The sequence below is a fragment of the Pseudoxanthomonas winnipegensis genome, assembly GCF_030322905.1.
Lineage (GTDB): Bacteria > Pseudomonadota > Gammaproteobacteria > Xanthomonadales > Xanthomonadaceae > Pseudoxanthomonas_A > Pseudoxanthomonas_A winnipegensis.
Genome location: NZ_CP095475.1, coordinates 3272611 through 3290097, shown reverse-complemented (window position 1 = coordinate 3290097; position 17487 = coordinate 3272611). Strand labels below are relative to the sequence as shown.

General features: G+C 72.0%; 14 protein-coding genes. 4 read left to right on the top strand and 10 right to left on the bottom strand.

Annotated features, from left to right (window positions below):
- Nucleotides 1–14 precede the first annotated feature (14 nt).
- Nucleotides 15–1397 (bottom strand): L-serine ammonia-lyase, encoded by a 1383-nt coding sequence (locus MWN52_RS14470; protein WP_286575186.1) that lies wholly within the window; start codon nucleotides 1395–1397, stop codon nucleotides 15–17.
- A gap of 33 nt (nucleotides 1398–1430) precedes the next feature.
- Nucleotides 1431–2156, bottom strand: a complete 726-nt coding sequence (locus MWN52_RS14465) for a GntR family transcriptional regulator (protein WP_286575185.1) — start codon at nucleotides 2154–2156, stop codon at nucleotides 1431–1433.
- A 180-nt stretch (nucleotides 2157–2336) separates the two neighbouring features.
- Between MWN52_RS14465 and MWN52_RS14460 the strand changes: the two genes are divergently transcribed.
- Entirely contained in the window at nucleotides 2337–2567 is a 231-nt protein-coding gene (locus tag MWN52_RS14460; RefSeq protein WP_130524261.1) for a glutaredoxin family protein, read from the top strand.
- A 13-nt stretch (nucleotides 2568–2580) separates the two neighbouring features.
- On the opposite strand, the gene MWN52_RS14455 is transcribed toward MWN52_RS14460, so the two are convergent.
- The 4 genes from MWN52_RS14455 to MWN52_RS14440 form a co-directional block, all read right to left on the bottom strand.
- Nucleotides 2581–3030 (bottom strand): nuclear transport factor 2 family protein, encoded by a 450-nt coding sequence (locus tag MWN52_RS14455; RefSeq protein ID WP_286575184.1) that lies wholly within the window; start codon nucleotides 3028–3030, stop codon nucleotides 2581–2583.
- Nucleotides 3031–3333: 303 nt separating this feature from the next.
- Entirely contained in the window at nucleotides 3334–3903 is a 570-nt protein-coding gene (locus MWN52_RS14450; protein ID WP_130524259.1) for a YceI family protein, read from the bottom strand.
- A 1-nt stretch (nucleotide 3904) separates the two neighbouring features.
- The gene (locus tag MWN52_RS14445; RefSeq protein ID WP_130524258.1) at nucleotides 3905–4483 is read right to left on the bottom strand and encodes a cytochrome b; all 579 of its coding nucleotides are present in this window, start codon (nucleotides 4481–4483) and stop codon (nucleotides 3905–3907) included.
- On the bottom strand, nucleotides 4480–5160 hold the full coding sequence (locus MWN52_RS14440; protein ID WP_286575183.1) for a YceI family protein: 681 nt from the start codon (nucleotides 5158–5160) through the stop codon (nucleotides 4480–4482). The genes MWN52_RS14445 and MWN52_RS14440 overlap by 4 nt, the downstream gene beginning before the upstream one ends.
- A 189-nt stretch (nucleotides 5161–5349) precedes the next feature.
- Between MWN52_RS14440 and MWN52_RS14435 the strand changes: the two genes are divergently transcribed.
- The 3 genes from MWN52_RS14435 to MWN52_RS14425 all read left to right on the top strand — a co-directional run bounded on the left by MWN52_RS14435 (nucleotide 5350) and on the right by MWN52_RS14425 (nucleotide 14606).
- Complete coding sequence (locus MWN52_RS14435) at nucleotides 5350–8871, top strand: hybrid sensor histidine kinase/response regulator (RefSeq protein ID WP_286575182.1); 3522 nt, start codon at nucleotides 5350–5352, stop codon at nucleotides 8869–8871.
- Between the two features lie 343 nt (nucleotides 8872–9214).
- The gene (locus MWN52_RS14430) at nucleotides 9215–12730 is read left to right on the top strand and encodes a hybrid sensor histidine kinase/response regulator (RefSeq protein WP_286575181.1); all 3516 of its coding nucleotides are present in this window, start codon (nucleotides 9215–9217) and stop codon (nucleotides 12728–12730) included.
- Between the two features lie 103 nt (nucleotides 12731–12833).
- A complete protein-coding gene (locus MWN52_RS14425) occupies nucleotides 12834–14606 on the top strand; it encodes a hypothetical protein (protein WP_286575180.1) in 1773 nt (590 codons plus the stop codon).
- A 38-nt stretch (nucleotides 14607–14644) separates the two neighbouring features.
- On the opposite strand, the gene hemE is transcribed toward MWN52_RS14425, so the two are convergent.
- The 4 genes from hemE to MWN52_RS14405 form a co-directional block, all read right to left on the bottom strand.
- Nucleotides 14645–15715 carry a uroporphyrinogen decarboxylase gene (hemE, locus tag MWN52_RS14420; protein WP_286577753.1) on the bottom strand — a complete coding sequence of 357 codons (1071 nt, stop codon included), beginning with the start codon at nucleotides 15713–15715 and terminating at the stop codon, nucleotides 14645–14647.
- 32 nt (nucleotides 15716–15747) lie between these two features.
- Nucleotides 15748–16305, bottom strand: a complete 558-nt coding sequence (locus MWN52_RS14415) for a GNAT family N-acetyltransferase (protein ID WP_286575178.1) — start codon at nucleotides 16303–16305, stop codon at nucleotides 15748–15750.
- A 2-nt stretch (nucleotides 16306–16307) separates the two neighbouring features.
- Nucleotides 16308–16565, bottom strand: coding sequence for a WGR domain-containing protein (locus MWN52_RS14410; protein WP_130517162.1), 258 nt, complete (start codon nucleotides 16563–16565; stop codon nucleotides 16308–16310).
- Between the two features lie 165 nt (nucleotides 16566–16730).
- On the bottom strand, nucleotides 16731–17375 hold the full coding sequence (locus MWN52_RS14405; protein WP_286575177.1) for a TetR/AcrR family transcriptional regulator: 645 nt from the start codon (nucleotides 17373–17375) through the stop codon (nucleotides 16731–16733).
- Between the last annotated feature and the right edge of the window lie 112 nt (nucleotides 17376–17487).

The following is a 17487-nucleotide window of genomic DNA, read 5'->3' as shown; positions in this document are numbered from 1 at the left end:
GTCCGTAGCGCCGGTCAGCACTCGATGACGTTCACCGCCAGGCCGCCGCGGCTGGTTTCCTTGTACTTGTCGCGCATGTCGCGGCCGGTGTCGCGCATGGTGCGGATCACCTTGTCCAGGCTGACCTTGTGCTTGCCGTCGCCGCGCATGGCCATGCGGCTGGCATTGATCGCCTTGACCGCGCCCATCGCGTTGCGCTCGATGCAGGGGATCTGCACCAGGCCGCCGATCGGGTCGCAGGTCAGGCCGAGGTTGTGTTCCATGCCGATCTCGGCGGCGTTCTCGATCTGGCTGGTGTTGCCGCCCAGCGCCGCGGTCAGGCCGGCGGCGGCCATCGAGCAAGCCACGCCGACCTCGCCCTGGCAACCGACCTCGGCGCCGGAGATCGAGGCGTTCTCCTTGTAGAGGATGCCCACCGCCGCGGCGGTCAGCAGGAAGTCGAACACGCGCGCCTCATCGGCCCCGGCGCAGAAGCGGTCGAAGTAATGCAGCACCGCCGGGATGATGCCGGCCGCGCCGTTGGTGGGCGCGGTGACCACGCGCCCGCCGGCGGCGTTCTCCTCGTTGACCGCCAGGGCGTACAGGTTGACCCAGTCCAGCGTGGTCAGCGGATCGCGCATGGCCGCCTCGGGCTTGGAGGACAGCTCGCGGTACAGCGCCGGGGCGCGCCGGCCCACGTGCAGGCCGCCGGGCAGGGTGCCTTCCTGGCGGATGCCGCGCGCCACGCAGGACTGCATGGCGCTCCAGAGCTCGCGCAGGCCATCGCGGATCTCCTCCGGGCTGCGCCAGACCTGCTCGTTCTCGAACATCAGCTGGGCGATGGACAGGCCGGTCTCGTTGCTGCGCGCGATCAGCGCATCGCCGCTGGCGAAGGGATGCGGCAGGGCGGTCTCGTCGGCGACGATACGGTCCTCGGCGGCCTCGTCGGCATTGACCACGAAGCCGCCGCCGACCGAGTAGTAATCGCGCGTGGCGATCACGTTGTCGGCGGCGTCGAAGGCGGAGAAGCGCATGCCATTGGTGTGGAACGGCAGCTTCTGGCGCTTGTTCATCACCAGGTCGCGCTTCTCGTCGAAATCGATGGCGTGCTGGCCCATCAGCAGGATCCGCTTCTCGCCGCGGATGCGCGCCAGGGTGGCGGGGATGATGTCCGGGTCGATCAGGTTCGGGCGGTGGCCTTCCAGGCCCAGCAGCACGGCCTTGTCGGTGCCGTGGCCGCGGCCGGTCAGCGCCAGCGAGCCGAACACCTCGGCGCGCAGCCGCGCGGTACGCGCCAGGTGGCCCGGATCGAGCAGCCAGCGGTGCACGAAGCGCTCGGCCGCGCGCATCGGCCCGACGGTGTGGGAGGAACTCGGCCCGATGCCGATCTTGAACAGGTCGAAGGTACTGACGGCCACGGTGGATTCCAGGCAGGGGTTGCGTTGATGGGGTCAGCGCGACGCGCGCGCCTGCGGCGCTGGCGCATCGGGCTGCAGGTGGCGGGCCAGCGCCGCGCGCACGCTGGCGTGGGTGCGGGCCATGTGTTCGTCGTGCAGGCGGCAGGCCTTGATCACGTTGCGCGCCAGGGCCGCATCGGCGATGGCCATGTGCTCGTCCAGCGAGAAGCGCTTGTCGCGGGCGCGCGGCAGCGCGGCGTACCGGTAGCGCTCGGCCTGGTGATAGAACATGTCCTGCAGGCGCAGCAGCCAGGGCGAGCGGCAGGCGCCGAGCAGGGCGCGGTGGAAGGCGAAGTTGCGCGCCTCCAGTTCGTCCAGCACATCGCCCGGCGGCTGGGTGGTGCTGCCGGAGAGGTCGCGTTCGATTGCCGCCAGCGCGTCCAGCGCCTGGACCACCTGCGCCTCCCAGGCCGCATCGCCGTGCAGGATGGAGTCGTTCATTGCCTCGTCCACCACCAGCACGCGCACCTTGGCGATGTCGTCCAGCTCCTGCAGCGACAGCGGCGCCACCCAGAAGCCGCGCTGGTCCGCGCTGACCACCAACTGCTCGCCGCACAGGCGCGCCAGCGCCTCGCGCAGCGGCGCCAGGCCGATGCCGTAGCGCTGCTGCAGCTCGGCCAGCTTCAGCTTGGCGGCGGCCTTGAGCCGGCCGCGCACGATGTCGTGCCGCAGCTGCTGGTGGATGCGGCTGGCCAGGGTGCCGGAGACGGCAACGTCCATAAAAATCGAAATTATCGGCGGGATGAGGGCTCACCGGGCATTGTAGGCCAGCCACCCCGCACTTAATTTCGATATTCAAGCCCCGTCGCCGGGTCCGCTCCAAAGCAACGCCGCTGCCCGTACTCGACGCGGCATCTCCGTGCGGGTTAACTCAGCCGCTCGCCTGCCCGCCACGCCCGCATGACCGACCTGCTGCTCTACCAGCGCGACGACTGCCACCTGTGCGATGCGGCCCTGGCCGTGCTGGCCGCGGCGCGCGTGCCGGAGCCGGCCAGCGTGTTCATCGACGACGATGCCGCGCTGGAGGCGCGCTACGGCCTGCGCGTGCCGGTGTTGCGCGACGCGCGCTCGCAGGCCGAACTGGACTGGCCCTTCACCATCGAAGCGGTGCGCGCCTTCCTGGCGCGCTGAGGGCCCGGCAGGCTCAGTGCGCCGGCGGCGGCGTGTTCGCCTTGATCGGCGTGTACTGCGCGGACACCAGCACCCAGCCCTGCGGCGTGCGTTTGGCGGTGGCGCCCAGGCGCATCGCCATCGCGCGCTCGCCGACCACGTAGTGCAGCTGCGCCGAGAGCACCGCGGCGTCGCCATGCGCGCGCACGACCACCTCGTCCATCGTCACCGGCGGCGCGGCGACCTTCTTGTCCGGCGCGTAGAACGAGAGCACCGCGTCGTGCTCGTCCACCTGGCCCAGCGGGCTGATCTCGACGAACGAGGCATCCAGCACCTGGCGCAGGCGCGCCAGGTCGAAATCGAGTTCGGCCTGCTGGTACTGGCGCAGGGCGTCTTCCGGCGTGGCCGGCAGGGCGGACGGCGCAGCGGCCGCGGGCAGGGACAGCGCGGCGGACAGCAACATCGCGATCAGGGGCGCACGCATGCTCGAAGGCCTGGCAAGGGAAGTGCCGGCACGATGCGCCGCGTGCGCCGATCCGCGCATGGCCGGGAAGTCATGCGCACCTCTGGCCTAGTGCTTCCCCGCATTGTGGGAGCCACTGTCTCTTCAAATCTTGCAGCGGCCTGCCTGTAGAGCGGAGCTCGCTCCGCTGCTCTTCGTTCGGTTCGTGGGGGAAGGCCCCAGCGGAGCGAGCTCCGCTCTACAGGGGGGAGCCGCCACGGCAGCGATAGGGCTTTAACGGGAAAGCCCATCGCCGCCGTGGCGGCTCCTACCCATCTTTCCCGCTCAGCTGCCGGGCTTGAGCACGACCTTGGTGCTGATGGCCACCGCGTCGGGGATGGTCTTGGTGTCCTTCCAGTCGCCGCCGCCGACACCGAAGTCCAGGCGCTTGACCGTGGCCTTGCCGGCCAGCGTGGGCTGCGCGCCCGGCGTCCACACGAAGGTCAGCGTCACCGGCTTGGAGACCCCGCGCAGGGTCAGCACGCCGTCGGTGCTGTAGCGATCGCCGCCCAGCGACTTGAAGCCCTTGGCCTTGTAGGTGGCCTGAGCGAACTTGCCTACGTCGAAGAAGTCCGCGCTGGCCAGGGTCGAGTCGCGGTCGCCGTTGCCGCTGCTGGTGCCGGCCAGGCCGATGGTGACGTCGATCGTGCCCAGCTCGGGGTGGGCCGGGTCGAAGCTGACCTTGGTGTCGAACTTGCCGAACTTGCCGGTGAAGGTCTCCCCGTCGTAGCTGCTGGCGAACACCAGCGTCGAGCCGGGCGCCTGCACGTAAGTGGCGGCGCGGGCCGGGGCGGCGACGAAGGCGGCCACCAGGGCGGCGGCGGTCAGGGCGGGGCTGAGGAAATGGCGGGACATGTCATGCATCCTTCGGTTGGGCCGACACGCGCAACCAGCCGCGCGGCAGCATGCGGGCGAGCGTGGCGTCGCCCTGGAACAGGTGGTGGTAGAACGCCGCGCCGGCGTGCAGCGCCACCAGCACGATCAGCACGTACAGGCCCCATTCGTGCGCCGAATGGGCCAGGTGGCGCAGGTGTTCGTCGGGCGCGACCAGCTTGGGCATCTCGAACAGGCCGAAGAACTTGAACGGCCGCAGCCCGCTGGCCGAGTCGTACAGCCAGCCCGACAGCGGCATGGCGAACATCACGCCATACAGCAGCACGTGGGTCAGCGTGGCGATGGCGTGTTGCCAGCGCGGCGTGCCCGGCACCGGTGGCGGCGCGCCGGCGTACAGGCGCCAGGCCAGGCGCAGCGCCACCAGCACCAGCACCGTGATGCCCAGCGACTTGTGCGCGGTATAGACCCAGAAGTACTTGGGCGTGCGCGGCAGGTCGCCCATGGTCAGGCCGACCACGCACAGCACCAGCAGCAACAGCAGGATCAGCCAGTGCAGGGTCTGGCTGACGGCGCCCCAGCGTTGGGCGTTGGCTCGGGTCATGGCGTGGCGGGTTCCTGGGCGGGCGTGGACGGGGAGGCGGCGTCGGCGGGCGTGGCGGCGGCGGGTTCGAGCGCCTCGCGCGTGCGCGTGGCCTCCACCTGCAGGTTCAGCTGCACCGCATCGCCGATCACCGAGGGCCAGGCATCGATGCCGAAGGCCGCGCGGCTGAGCGTGGTGGTGGCCGAGAAGCCCGCCGTGCGCCGGAACGGCGGCAGCGGATGGCGCTTGAGCTGGTTGAAGGTCACCGCCAGGGTGACCTCGCGGGTGACGCCGTGCAGGGTCAGCTGGCCGACCACGTCGAAGTGGTCGCCGCCGCGCGGCATGACCCGGGTGGAGACGAATTCGGCGCGCGGATGGTCCTTGACGTCGAGCAGGTTGGAGGCGGCCACGGCCTTGTTCCAGGCCGCATCGCCCAGATCGGCGCGGTCCAGCGGCACGCTGACCTGCACGCGCGCGCGGCTCCAGTCGCCGGGGTCGAATTCGATCAGCCCGGTGCTGCCCGAGACCGTGCCCATCGCCTGCGAGAAGCCGGCGTGCGAGACGGAGAACAGCACCCGGGTGTGGACCGGATCGAGCTGGTAGGTCTCGCTGGCGGCCCAGGCGGCGCCCGGCATGGCCAGGGCGGCGAGCAGGCAGAGGCGCGAGCGCAGCGTGCGGAGGCGGGATGGGTTGGGCATGGGGGGGATTCTAGGCATGCCGCCGGTCGCGCGCTTCGGGCCCCGCGGCAACATTCCATTGCGCGGCGCGCAATGGCGTTCTGGCCGGACCCGCGGCCTGCGCAGTTGCCAGCCCCGGCCACGGGCCTGCACGATGGCCCGCAGGCGGGTCGTGATGGCGCGCGCAGGCGGGTGAAGGAAGAGATCCGGATGTGGGGACGCGCGATCGTGTTGTGGAGCCTGCTGGCCTGGAGCGGGCTGGCGGGCGCGCTTGTCCCGCTGACCCCGCAGCCGCGGCAGATGGGCGTGGCCGACGGCCTGCCCAGCGCCACCATCACCGCCTTCGCCGAGGACCATCTGGGCTATCTGTGGATGGCCAGCAGCGACGGCCTGGCGCGCTATGACGGGCGCGGCTTCCGCATCTGGCGGATGGAGCACGGGCTCAGGGACAACCAGCTGTGGGCGCTGTACGTCGATGCGCGCAACCAGCTGTGGATCGGCACCGAGAACGAGGGCGTGGCGGTCTTCGACGCCGATCGCCGCAACTTCCGCTTCTACAACCGCGCCAACACCCCGCAGCTGCGCAGCAATTCCATCTGGTGCATCTCGGCCACGCCGGATGGCAGCCTGTGGTTCGGCACCTCGGCCGGCGGGCTGACCCGGCGCCTGCCGGACGGGCGCTTCGAGCTCTACCGGGCCCGGCCCGACGACCCGCGCGCGCTGCCCGGGCGCGATGTGGTGCACATGGCGGTGACGCCGGACGGCAGCCTGTGGGTGGGTACGCGCAGCGGCCTGGCGCGCTGGACCGGGCATGACTTCGAACGCGTGCCGGCCGCCGCGCTGCCTTCGCCCACGATCAACCGCCTCACGGTCGAGGCCGACGGCAGCCTGTGGGTGGCGACCAGCCGCGGCGTGTCGCTGCGCAAGCCCGACGGCAGCTGGGTGCGCGACCCGTGGCGGCCGGTCACCCACATCCCGATCCTGCAGACCATGCTGCGCGACATCGCCGGCACCTACTGGCTCGATACCGCCGCCGGCATGGGCTACAAGGCCGCCGACGGCACGGTGCGCAACGTGCCGCTGTACAGCGTCTCGGCGCGCGGCGTGGTCAAGCCCAACTGGATGGGCGGCTACGAGGACCGCGACGGCGGCCTGTGGTTCGCCAGCCTCAACGCGGGGCTTTGGCATCTGCCGGCCAACTGGCGCCAGTTCGCCGTGCTCACCAACGACGCCAGCGACCCGAGCACCATGACCAACCCGTTCGTGCTGGCGCAGGCGCCGTCCAGACGCGGCGGGCTGTGGCTGGTCGGCACCCGCGGCGCGCTGGACTGGCTCGATCCGGCGACCGGCCGGATGGAGCAGCACATCCAGCCGCTGGATCCGGTCAACTGGCCGCAGTCGGTGGAAGAGGACAGCCAGGGCCGGGTCTGGGTCGGGCTGATCTACAAGCTGCTGCGCTACGACCCGGCCACCCGCCAGCGGCGCGAGTGGACCGTGGACGATGCCCGCGACAAGCCGCTGCCCGGCGGCATCGTCGAACTGCGCCGCTGCGGCGCGCAGCTGTGGATCAGCACCAACTCGGCCGGCCTGCAACTGCGCGACGAGCAGGGCCATGTGCTGCGCAACCTGGAACGCGGCACCGCCGACTATCCCTCCGGCCTGGTCGTGCAGCAGATGCGCTGCGACGCCGGCCAGCGCCTGTGGCTGGCCACCAACCAGGGCGTGCTGACCTGGGATGCCGCGCGTGGGCGCCTGGCCGCCGTGCCCGGCGCGCCGGATCAGCCCGTGTTCTCGCTGGACCTGGCCGCCGACGGCAGCCTGTGGACCGGGCGCATGGGCCAGCTGGACCATTACGCCTGGGATGGCCATCGCCTGCGCTGGCGGCAGTCGATCGGCATCGCGCAGGATTTCCCGTCCATCGCCCCGACCGGGATGCGCGTGGACGCGCGCGGCGTGGTGTGGACCATCTCCAGCCGCGGCCTGGCGCGGGTCGATCCGATCCAGGGCACGGTGCGCACCTACAGCGTGCGCGACGGCCTGCCCAATCCCGAGATCCGCCACGGCACCCTGGTCCAGGCCGTCAGTGGCCAGCTGTCGATGGCCACGCCCGATGGCCTGGTGCTGTTCGACCCGGCGCGGCTGGTGCCCTCGGCGCGGCGGCCGGACCTGCAGTTCGAATTCGTCGGCGTGCGCCGCGGCGATCGCGGCCTGGACCTGACCCATGTCGGCCATCCGCTGCTGGACAGCGAGGACCGCGACCTGCACGTGATCGCCCGCCTGCTGTCCTTCACCGGCGCCGAGGGCACCACCTATCGCTTCCGCCTGAGCGGCTACGACCCGGGCTGGGTCGAGGTGGGCAACACCGGCGAGCGCATCTTCTCGCGCCTGCCGCCGGGCCGCTACGCGCTGGAAGTGCAGGGCCGCAGCAGCGACAGCGTGTGGTCGCAGGTCAAGACGCTGCGTTTCCGCGTGGCTCCGCCATGGTGGCAGAGCTCGTGGGGCGTGGCCTGCATGGTCGGCCTGCTGATCGTGCTGATCGCCTGGTGGATGCACGCCTACCGCCGGCGCCTGCGCCGCCGCACCGAATGGCAGATGGCCCAGCACCGGCGCAGCGTGGCCGAGCAGGCCTCGCAGGCCAAGACCCAGTTCCTGGCCACGCTCGGTCACGAGGTGCGCACGCCGATGACCGGCGTGCTGGGCATGAGCGAACTGCTGCTGGCGACAAAGCTGGACGAGCGCCAGCACCGCTACATCCGCTCGATCCAGAACGCCGGTCGTCACCTGCTGCGGCTGGTCAACGACGCGCTGGACCTGGCGCGCATCGAGGCCGGCCGCCTGGAGCTGGATCAGCAGGACTTCGATCTGCGCGAACTGCTGGACGAAGTGGTCGCGCTGACCGCGCCGATGGCCGAACGGCGCGGCCTGACCTTCACCAGCGAGATCGATCCGCGCCTGCCGGCCGCGCTGCGCGGCGATGCGGTGCGCGTGCGCCAGATCCTGCTCAACCTGCTGAGCAACGCGGTCAAGTTCACCGAGCGCGGGCAGGTCCGCCTGCAGGCGCTGCCGCTGGACGGGCAGGGCCTGCGCCTGGTGGTCAGCGACACCGGCCCGGGCATCAACGCCGAGCAGCAGGCGCGGCTGTTCCGGCGCTTCGAGCAGGGCGACGGTGCGCATACGCGCTACGGCGGCAGCGGCCTGGGGCTGGCGATCAGCCAGGAGCTGGCCGCGGCGATGGGCGGCGGCATCGCGGTGGAGAGCACCCCGGGCGAGGGCACGCGCTTCGTGGTCGACCTGCCGCTGCCGGTGGCGCAGGGCGATGCGACCGGCGCGGTCCAGGCCGACGCCATTGAGGTGCCGCTGTCGGTGCTGCTGGTCGAGGACGACGCCACCATCGCCGAGGTGATCGTCGGCCTGCTGCAGGCCCGCGGCCACCGCGTGCGCGCCGTGCCGCACGGGCTGGCCGCGCTGACCGAACTGGCGCTGGCGCCGGTCGATATCGCCCTGCTCGATCTGGACCTGCCCGGCATGGACGGACTGGCGCTGGCGCGCGAACTGCGCCGCCAGGGCTTCGCCCAGCCGCTGCTGGCGGTGACCGCGCGCGCCGACGCGCAGGCCGAAGTACAGGCGCGCGAGGCCGGCTTCGACGCCTTCCTGCGCAAGCCGGTGACCGGCGAACTGCTGGCCGCCGCGATGACCGCCGCGCGCGCGGCAGCCAATCTGCGCAAGGAGTAGCGCTGGCCGCGGGGGTCGTCGTTCCCGCGAACGCGGGAACCCGGCGACTTTTGCGCGAAGCCGCGAAGCTCGATTCGCGTCCCTGCAAAGGGGACCGTCCCGTCAAATCCCGCAGCGGCTTGCCTGTAGAGCGGAGCTTGCTCCGCTGGGGCTTTCCCACGAACCGAACGAAGAACAGCGGAGCAAGCTCCGCTCTACAGATCCCGAAGCCGTCATGCGCACGCGCCGTCACCCGCAATCGATGAAAGAACCGCTTCGAGCCGTTTCGTATCGCACAAGCGCTTGCACACGCCGATGCGCGTTGCGAGGATGAACCGGGGACATCGATGGAGTGAGCCGAAGCATGGAATGCCGGTGCGAGGGGCTGCGCCGTGTGCTCTGGACGCTGGCGCTGTGCTGCGCCGTGGCGAAGGCCCACGCGCAGGTGCCGCAGCGGCCCGCGTTCCGCCTGACCGCCACCGCCGAGGGTTTGCCCTCGACCTCGATCACCGCCCTGGCCACCGATCGCACCGGCTACCTGTGGCTGACCACCTACGACGGACTGGCGCGCTTCGACGGCACCGAGTTCACCGTCTGGCAGCACGACCCGCGCGACCCCGCCTCGGTGGCCGGCAACCTGCAGCAGGCGCTGTATGTCGATCCGCACGACCAGGTCTGGGTGGCCAGCGCCGGCCTGAGCGTGCTCGATGTGGAACGCCGCGGCTTCCGCCACTATCGCCGCGCGCAGTACCCGCAGATGCGCAGCGACGACGTGTACGCCATCGCCGGCCTGGACGATCACGTCTGGTTCGGCACCAACGGCGGCGGCCTGTACCGCATCGACGCCGACGGCGCGCTGACCCGCTTCGACCAGGCCAACACCGGCGGCATGCTGCCCTCGGATGTGGTCACCAGTCTGGCCGTCGATGCGCGCGGCCGGCTCTGGGTCGGCACCGAAGCCGGACTGGCCTATGTGCAGGGCGGCCGACTCAACGCGCTGCCCGCAGGCGGCCCCGGCGCGCTGGCCGTGCTCTCGCTGACCCGCGTCGGCGACACGCTGTGGGCCGGCACCCGCGCCGGGCCGCGCGTCCTGGGCCGCGACGAGGTCTGGCGCACGCCGCCGTGGTCGGCGATGTTCGAGGGCGCCAATCAGATCCTGGCCGTCGCCGATGCGGGCGACGGTGAATCCTGGCTCGGCACCGCCAACGGCCTGTGGCTGACGCATGGCGCGCAGGCGCCGCAATGGGTGCGCGATCGCGACGGGCTGTTCGACCGCCACTTCGTCACCAGCTTCCAGGCCGTGGCCGGCGGTGGGCTGTGGATGGGCGTGGTCGGCAAGGGCCTGGCCTATCTGCGCCCGGACTGGCGGCGCATGGCCGTGCTGCCGGCAGCCAAGGGCACCTCGATCAGCCCCTACTGCAGCGTGGCCCCCGGCCGCCACGGCTTGCTGTGGCAGACCGACGCGGCCGGCACGCTGGAGCAGGTCGACAGCCGCAGCGGCGCGGTGACGGTGACCGCCTTCCGCGGCATCGACCCGCTGCATCTGGGCCTGACCAGCGCGGTGCAGGACCGACGCGGCGCGCTGTGGCTGGGCGTGCGCCCGGCCGCGCTGGTGCGGCTGGATCTGGCCACCGGCGCGCGCCGCGACTGGCCGCTGCACAGCGCCGGGCAGGTGGCGTTCGCGCCCGAGACCCTGCTGGAGGATGCGCGCGGCGATCTGTGGCTGGGCACGCCGGGCGCGGTGCAGCGTCGCGATGGCCGCAGCGGGGAGGTCCTGGACGCATTCGCCCGGCATCCCGTCACCGGCCACGAACTGGCCTTCCAGCAGCTGCGCCTGGGGCCCGATGGCGAACCCTGGATCGCCAGCGGCACCGGCCTGCTGCGCTGGGAGCCGGCCACGCGGCGCCTGCTGCCGGTGGACGGGCCGGACGGCGCGCTGGAGGTGTCCGGCTTCGTGCCGGAATCGGCGCAGGCGCTGTGGGTGTTCCGCATCGGGGAACTGGAACGCTGGCAATGGCGCGAGGGCCGCTGGCAGCTGTCGCGCCGCATCGAGGCCGGTCTGCCCAACGTGAGCGCCAACGGCATGCAGCGCGACGGCCAGGGCCGGCTGTGGCTGGCCACCCAGCGCGGCCTGCTGCGCGTGGACGTGTCCGATCCGCAGCGCGCGGTGGTACGCACCTTCGGCGTGCGCGACGGACTGAGCAGCCAGGAGTTCCTCGAAAAATGCCTGTACCGGCTCGAAAGCGGCGTGCTGGCCTCGACCACCAGCGATGGCGCGCTGGTGCTGATCGACCCGGCCACGCCCGACCGCGCCGCGCTCTCGCCGCCGCTGCTGCTGCGGCCGCCCACGGTCGTGCGCGAGGGCCGCATCGAAGCGCTGCCCGCGCCGACGCCGCGCCTGCGGCCGGACGACCGCGAGTTGCGCGTGGGCATGCGGCTGCTGGCCTTCGACGATGTGGCCGGCAGCCGCTACCGCTCGCGCCTGCTCGGCCTGGATCCGGACTGGGTCGATCAGGGCGCCAGCGGCGATCGCGTGCTCTCCGCGCTGGCGCCGGGCGACTACACGCTGGCGCTGCAGGGCTTCGACGCCAGCGGCAACGCCTCCGCCGTGCATCGCTTGCATTTCAGCGTGGCTCCGCCGTGGTGGCGCAGCGTGTCCGGCCTGCTCGTGCTCTCGCTGCTGGGGTTGTGCCTGCTGCTGGCCGGCGCCTGGGCGTATCGGCGCCGCGTGCAGCGGCGCAGCGCATGGCAGATGGCCCAGCACAGGCGCGTGCTGGCCGAACAGGCCTCGCAGGCCAAGACCCACTTCCTGGCCACGCTGGGCCATGAGGTGCGCACGCCGATGACCGGCGTGCTGGGCATGAGCGAACTGCTCGCCGCCACGCCGCTGGACGCCAACCAACGCGGCTATGTGGCGGCGATCCAGAAGGCCGGCACGCATCTGCTGCGCCTGGTCAACGATGCGCTGGACCTGGCCCGCATCGAGGCCGGACGGCTGGCGCTGGACGTGCAGGACTTCGACCCGCGCGAACTGCTCGGCGAGGTCGCCGCGCTCATCGCACCCAACGCCGAGCGCAAGGGCCTGGCCTTCGACTGGCAGGTGGACGCGGACGTGCCGCGCGCGCTGCGCGGCGATCCGCTGCGCGTGCGCCAGATCGCGATGAACCTGCTGGGCAATGCGGTCAAGTTCACCGCCCGCGGCCGCGTCGCGCTGCACGCACAGGCGGCGGAGGCGGGCGTGGTGCTGATCGTCAGCGACACCGGGCCGGGCATGAGCGCCGAACAGCAGGCGCGGCTGTTCCAGCGCTTCGAGCAGGCCGAGGGCGCACGCACCACCGCGCGCTACGGCGGCAGCGGCCTGGGCCTGGCGATCTGCCAGGAGCTGGCACAGGCCATGGGCGGGCGGATCACGGTGGACAGCGCGCCGGGGCAGGGCACGCGCTTCTTGGCGCACCTGCCGCTGCCTGCCGCGGCGGATGCACCCGTGCCGGCGGCGCGCGATCGCCCCTTGCAGCAGGTGCGACCGCTGTCCGTGCTGCTGGTCGAGGACGACGCCACCGTCGCCGCGGTCATCAGCGGCCTGCTGCAGGCGCGCGGCCACCGCGTGCGTGCGGTGGCGCACGGGCTGGCGGCCCTGGCCGAGGCGCGCGTGGAGCGCTTCGACATCGCCCTGCTCGATCTCGACCTGCCCGGCCTGGATGGCCTGGCCCTGGCCACCCAGCTGCGCGCCCAGGGCCTGGACCTGCCGCTGCTGGCAGTCACGGCCCGCGCCGACGCCGAGGCAGAACCGCTGGCGCGCGCCGCCGGCTTCGACGGATTCCTGCGCAAGCCGGTCACCGGCGACCTGCTCGAGGACGCGATCGCGGCGCTGTGTCGGTGAAGTGCGCTGGTGAGCATTCCGTCTAGGTTTGCGCGCGCTTCGGCGAGGACCCGGTACAGCGCTTGGTAGCATCCCGCCTCCGATCCGCTGTCGAGCCCTCGTCATGGATGAGTCCTCCACGCCGCCCTTGTCCGCTGTCCGTGCCGATCCGCCGCCCGCGGCGCTCACCGGCAAACTCGATGGCCGGCTGACCGAGCACGGTGCGCAGGCCGAAGGCCAGCTGCGCGCCGGCGGCGAACACCTCAAGGCCGGGCTCGATGCCAGGGTCGAAGGCGCGATCACCCGCGCCGAGGGCCAGGTGCGCTACACGCTGGAAGGCCGCCTGAGCGGTTTCGTCCAAGGCAACGCGGCGGCGCGCGGCTTCGGCGTCGACGCCCGCGTGCAGGAGGGCGGCACGGTCAGGTTCGAGGCCGCGGTGCCCGAGCGTGCCGCGCGCGAGATCGACCCGCGTTCGATCAATCCCTTCGACCCGGCGTCGATGCCGGTGGGTACACGCATCAGCATGGACGCGGCGCACACCGGCAGCGTCGAGGTCGGCACCCGGCTGCGGCAGCTGGCCACCCGGGATCGCGTCGGGCAGGAGCAGGGCGTCCAGGTCTCGATCGAGGCGCTGGAGGGCCAGCGCGTGCGCGTCGTGGCCGGTCCGCGCGAAGCGGTGGAGGCCTATCACGGCATCGGCTTGAAGCTCGGCCCGGCCAGCGCCATGCTCGGACGCGAGGATCATGTTTCCGGCGGCACGCTGCACACCGCGCAGTTCGATCTGTCTAATCCACAGGGCCGCCAGGCCTACGACGCCTTCATGCGCTCCGGGGTCATGCCCGAACGCGATGCGCCCGGGCTGTCCGAGGTCAGCACGGTCTCGCGCCTGGACCTGCGTTCGGAAGGCAAGGTCGATCTTGGCCTGGGCGCACGCTCGACCTCGCTATCGACCGGCGTCAACAGCGGCCAGGCCGTGCGCACCGTGCACGGCGACGGCAGCGCCGAGGTCTCGCGCACGCTGCGCTACCGCGAGCACGATGTCAGCCTGCGGATCGACCAGTCCTTCGCCGCCGATGGCACGCCGGGCGAGCGCAGCTATCGCTATCGCTTCACCCCGGACGCCACCCAGGCCGGTCAGCTCAACGCGGTCTACGGACGCGAGGGCGCGACGCCGTTCAAGGCCGGCCAGGAGGCCACCTTGCGCTTCACCGAGCAGGAGATGGCGGGGCTGCAGGCGCAGACCCTGCGGGCCAACCAGAACATCGCGCGCACCGGCGGCAACGATGCGATCCGCCTGCTGGCCGAGCCGACGCCCCAGGGCGGCCAGCGCACGCCGGAACGCTTCGCCGTCGACCTGATCCACAACCCCAGCACGCTGGCGGGCCTGCCTTCGACCCTGTACACCGTCGCGCTGCGCTCGGGCGAAGAGGCGCGCGGAAGGCCGCTGTCGTTCTCGCCGCTGCCCGGGCAGCTGGAAGGCGCCGCGGTGCAGGCGCCACAGGCGCCCGCCCCGGGCGCGCCACCGCCGGCCGCACCGAAGGTCGACTTCAACACCGCGGCGACCTCGCCGCCGCAGCTGGGCCATGCCGGCCATCCCGATACGCCGCTGTTCGCCGCGATCCGGGACCGCGCGCCCGCCGGCGTGAGTGAAGACCATCTGGCCCGCGCCACGCTGCTGGCGCGTCAGGAAGGCATCACGGTCGAGCGCTTGCGGCAGGTCGGCGTCCACGACCAGACCCTGTGGCTGGCGGGCGATCAGCCGGGCCAGCGCGCCGGGGTGGATCTGCGTCAGCCGGCGCCGCAGGCGCAGCAGACCGGCGCCCAGTTGCTGACGATGCCGCAGCCGCAGGATCCGGCGCAGCAGCAGGAGCGCCAGGCGACGATGGCCCGCGGCTGAAGCCCGGCGCGCGAAGTCGCGCGCCTGGCTGTCGCGCGTCAGCGCGCGCTGTGCCGATGCACGGCCTGGACCAGTGCGGTGACGTGATCGGGGTTCATGTCCGGCGACATGCCGTGGCCGAGATTGAAGACGTGGCCATCGCGCGAGCCGCCGTTGCCGGCGGCATAGCTGTCCAGCACGCGCTGGACCTGCGCGTCGATCGCCGCGGGCGAGCCGTACAGCACGGCCGGGTCGAGATTGCCCTGCAGCGCCACCGTGCCGGCGGTGCGGCGCGCGGCTTCCTCCAGTTCCACCAGCCAGTCCACGCCGACCGCCTCGGTGCCGCTGGCGGCCAGCGCCTCCAGGTGCGCGGCGTTGCCCTTGCCGAACAGGATCAGCGGCGCGCGCTCGGCGCCATGTCCGCGCTGCAGCTCGGCGGCGATGCGCTGCAGGTAGGGCAGGGAGAACTCGCGGTACATGGCCGGGCTCAGCACGCCGCCCCAGGTGTCGAACACCTGCAGCGCCTGCGCGCCGGCCGCGTGCTGGGCGGCCAGGTAGGCGATCACCGCATCGGTGTTGACCTTGAGCAGGGCGTGCAGCGTGTCCGGGGCGTTGAGCGCCATCGCCTTGATCCGGGCGAAGTCCTTGCTGCCGCCGCCTTCGACCATGTAGCAGGCCAGCGTCCACGGGCTGCCGGAGAAGCCGATCAGCGGCACGCGGCCGTCCAGCTCGCGGCGGATCAGGCGCACCGCGTCCATGACGTAGCGCAGCTCGGTCTCCATGTCCGGCACGCCCAGGCGCGCGACCTCGTCGGCGCTGCGCACGGTGTGGCGGAACTTGGGGCCTTCGCCTTCGACGAAGTACAGCTCCAGCCCCATCGCATCGGGGATGGTGAGGATGTCGGAGAACAGGATCGCCGCGTCCAGCTCGAAGCGCGCCAGCGGCTGCAGCGTGACCTCGCAGGCGATCTCCGGGTGCTTGGCCATCCCCAGGAAACTGCCGGCGCGCGCCCGCGTGGCGCGGTACTCGGGCAGGTAGCGCCCGGCCTGGCGCATCAGCCACACGGGCGTGCGATCGGTGGGCTGGCGGCGCAGGGCGCGCAGCAGGCGGTCATTCTTGAGCGGCGGCAGGGACAAGGCAGGTCTTCCGTAAAGAGAGGGAATCAGGCGGGGGAGGGCGCGGGGACGCGGCCCGGCAGGATCAGGCCGTATAGCAGCAGGTCCTCGAAGACCCCGTGCTTGCATTCGTGTGACACCAGGCGGCCTTCCAGACGCAGGCCGGCCTTCTCCATGACCCGCGCCGAGGCCGGATTGCGCGCCAGGCAGGCGCCGCCGATGCGGCTCAGGCCGAGCGCGGCGTGGCCATGATCGATCAGGCGGCGCGTCGCTTCGGTGGCATAGCCCTGGCCCCAGTAGGGCACGCCGATCCAGTAGCCCAGCATCGCCCGCGCGTGGGTGCGGGACATCTCGTGCAGCGCGACGGTGCCGATCAGGGCACCGTCCTGGCGCAGCGTGATCGCGTAGGCGATGCGCGTGCCGGCGGCCAGCGCCGGCGCCAGCCCGGCGATCCAGGTCGGCGCCGCGCCGTCGGGGTAGGGGTGAGGAATATTGGCCGTGGTGTCGGCCACGCGGGCATCGCCGGCCAGGCGCTGCACGTCGGCCGCGTCCGAAGGCAGGTACGGACGCAGCCGCAGGCGCGCCGTGTCGAGGACCGGCTGCATGGCTAGGCGCGCGGCGCCTCGAAGCCGTGCACGAACATCACCTGATAGCCGCGCTTGATGTGCGTGTCGCGCAGCTTCTCGAACGCGGCGGTGGCCTCGGCCTGGGCCATGAACTGCTCGCGTCGCAGCTGCCCACGCCCCCCGACCTGGCCGGCCTCGCGCAGCAGCTCCCAGCCGCCGAACAGGTCCGGCTGCAGGGTCAGCTGCAGGTAGCGGGGCGTCTGGCCTACGCTGGGGTGTTGCTGGAGAAGGACGCGCATGAAGCGAGTTTATCGCAGCGCGGGGGAAGGCCCGCGTCGCGGCTCCCACCCGTAGAGCGGAGCTTGCTCCGCCGCGTTTCGGCCAGATCATGGAAAAGCCCCAGCGGAGCAAGCTCTGCTCTACAGGGAGGCCGCAGCTTGATCTGAGAGACCGTTGCTCCCGCCTCAGCCGCCCAGCACCTGCGCCATGGCGCCGGCCAGCATGGCGCGCACGGTGTCCGGCGCGATGTCCGGGTCGCGCGCCGCGCGCATCGCCAGGCCTTCGACCACGGTGCGCATCAGCAGGGTGCGCCGCTGCAGGTCGGCTTCGTCGATCGGCGCGCCGCGCGACAGATCGTGCTGGCGCAGCCAGTCGCAGACGGTCTGGGTGGTGAGGCGGTCGTGGCGTTGCAGGACCTGGGCCACCACCGGGTCGCGCTGCGCCTCGGCGGTGATCTCCACGTACAGCGCCACGCTGGCGATGCTCGCGTCCCCGCCGGCGATCGACTCGCCGCGCGTCCACAGCCGGTGGATCTCCAGCAGCTCCTCGACGATGTTGGCCGACAGCGGCGTGGCCCGCATGCCCTCCTGATCCGACCGCAGCTGGCGCTCGATCAGCGCCAGGATCATCGCCCGCTTGTTGTCGAAGTAGCGGTACATCAGCCCCTGGCTGATGCCGGCCTCGGTGGCGATGTCGCTGACCGAGGCGGCGTGGAAGCCGCGGGCGATGAAGCAGCGCTGGGCGGCATCGAGGATGCGTTCGCGCTGGGCTTGGGCGCGCGCGTTGAGCGGGACGGTGGGGTCGAGCGCGGCGGAGCGTTGCGGAGGCATGGGGCTGGTCGGGGGTGCCACAAGGCCGCGATGTTAGTCCATCCGAAACGGAATGAACGGTCATTCATTTGTCATCGCCGGCACACAGACTGCGTCCGCTTCCCGCCACCCC

Bases quoted from the DNA above. Each gene is read 5' to 3' on its own strand.
- MWN52_RS14465 (WP_286575185.1), bottom strand. From the start codon at position 2,156: ATGGACGTTGCCGTCTCCGGCACCCTGGCCAGCCGCATCCACCAGCAG.
- MWN52_RS14460 (WP_130524261.1), top strand. From the start codon at position 2,337: ATGACCGACCTGCTGCTCTACCAGCGCGACGACTGCCACCTGTGCGAT.
- MWN52_RS14455 (WP_286575184.1), bottom strand. From the start codon at position 3,030: ATGCGTGCGCCCCTGATCGCGATGTTGCTGTCCGCCGCGCTGTCCCTG.
- MWN52_RS14450 (WP_130524259.1), bottom strand. From the start codon at position 3,903: ATGTCCCGCCATTTCCTCAGCCCCGCCCTGACCGCCGCCGCCCTGGTG.
- MWN52_RS14445 (WP_130524258.1), bottom strand. From the start codon at position 4,483: ATGACCCGAGCCAACGCCCAACGCTGGGGCGCCGTCAGCCAGACCCTG.
- MWN52_RS14440 (WP_286575183.1), bottom strand. From the start codon at position 5,160: ATGCCCAACCCATCCCGCCTCCGCACGCTGCGCTCGCGCCTCTGCCTG.
- MWN52_RS14435 (WP_286575182.1), top strand. From the start codon at position 5,350: ATGTGGGGACGCGCGATCGTGTTGTGGAGCCTGCTGGCCTGGAGCGGG.
- MWN52_RS14430 (WP_286575181.1), top strand. From the start codon at position 9,215: ATGGAATGCCGGTGCGAGGGGCTGCGCCGTGTGCTCTGGACGCTGGCG.
- MWN52_RS14425 (WP_286575180.1), top strand. From the start codon at position 12,834: ATGGATGAGTCCTCCACGCCGCCCTTGTCCGCTGTCCGTGCCGATCCG.
- MWN52_RS14415 (WP_286575178.1), bottom strand. From the start codon at position 16,305: ATGCAGCCGGTCCTCGACACGGCGCGCCTGCGGCTGCGTCCGTACCTG.
- MWN52_RS14410 (WP_130517162.1), bottom strand. From the start codon at position 16,565: ATGCGCGTCCTTCTCCAGCAACACCCCAGCGTAGGCCAGACGCCCCGC.
- MWN52_RS14405 (WP_286575177.1), bottom strand. From the start codon at position 17,375: ATGCCTCCGCAACGCTCCGCCGCGCTCGACCCCACCGTCCCGCTCAAC.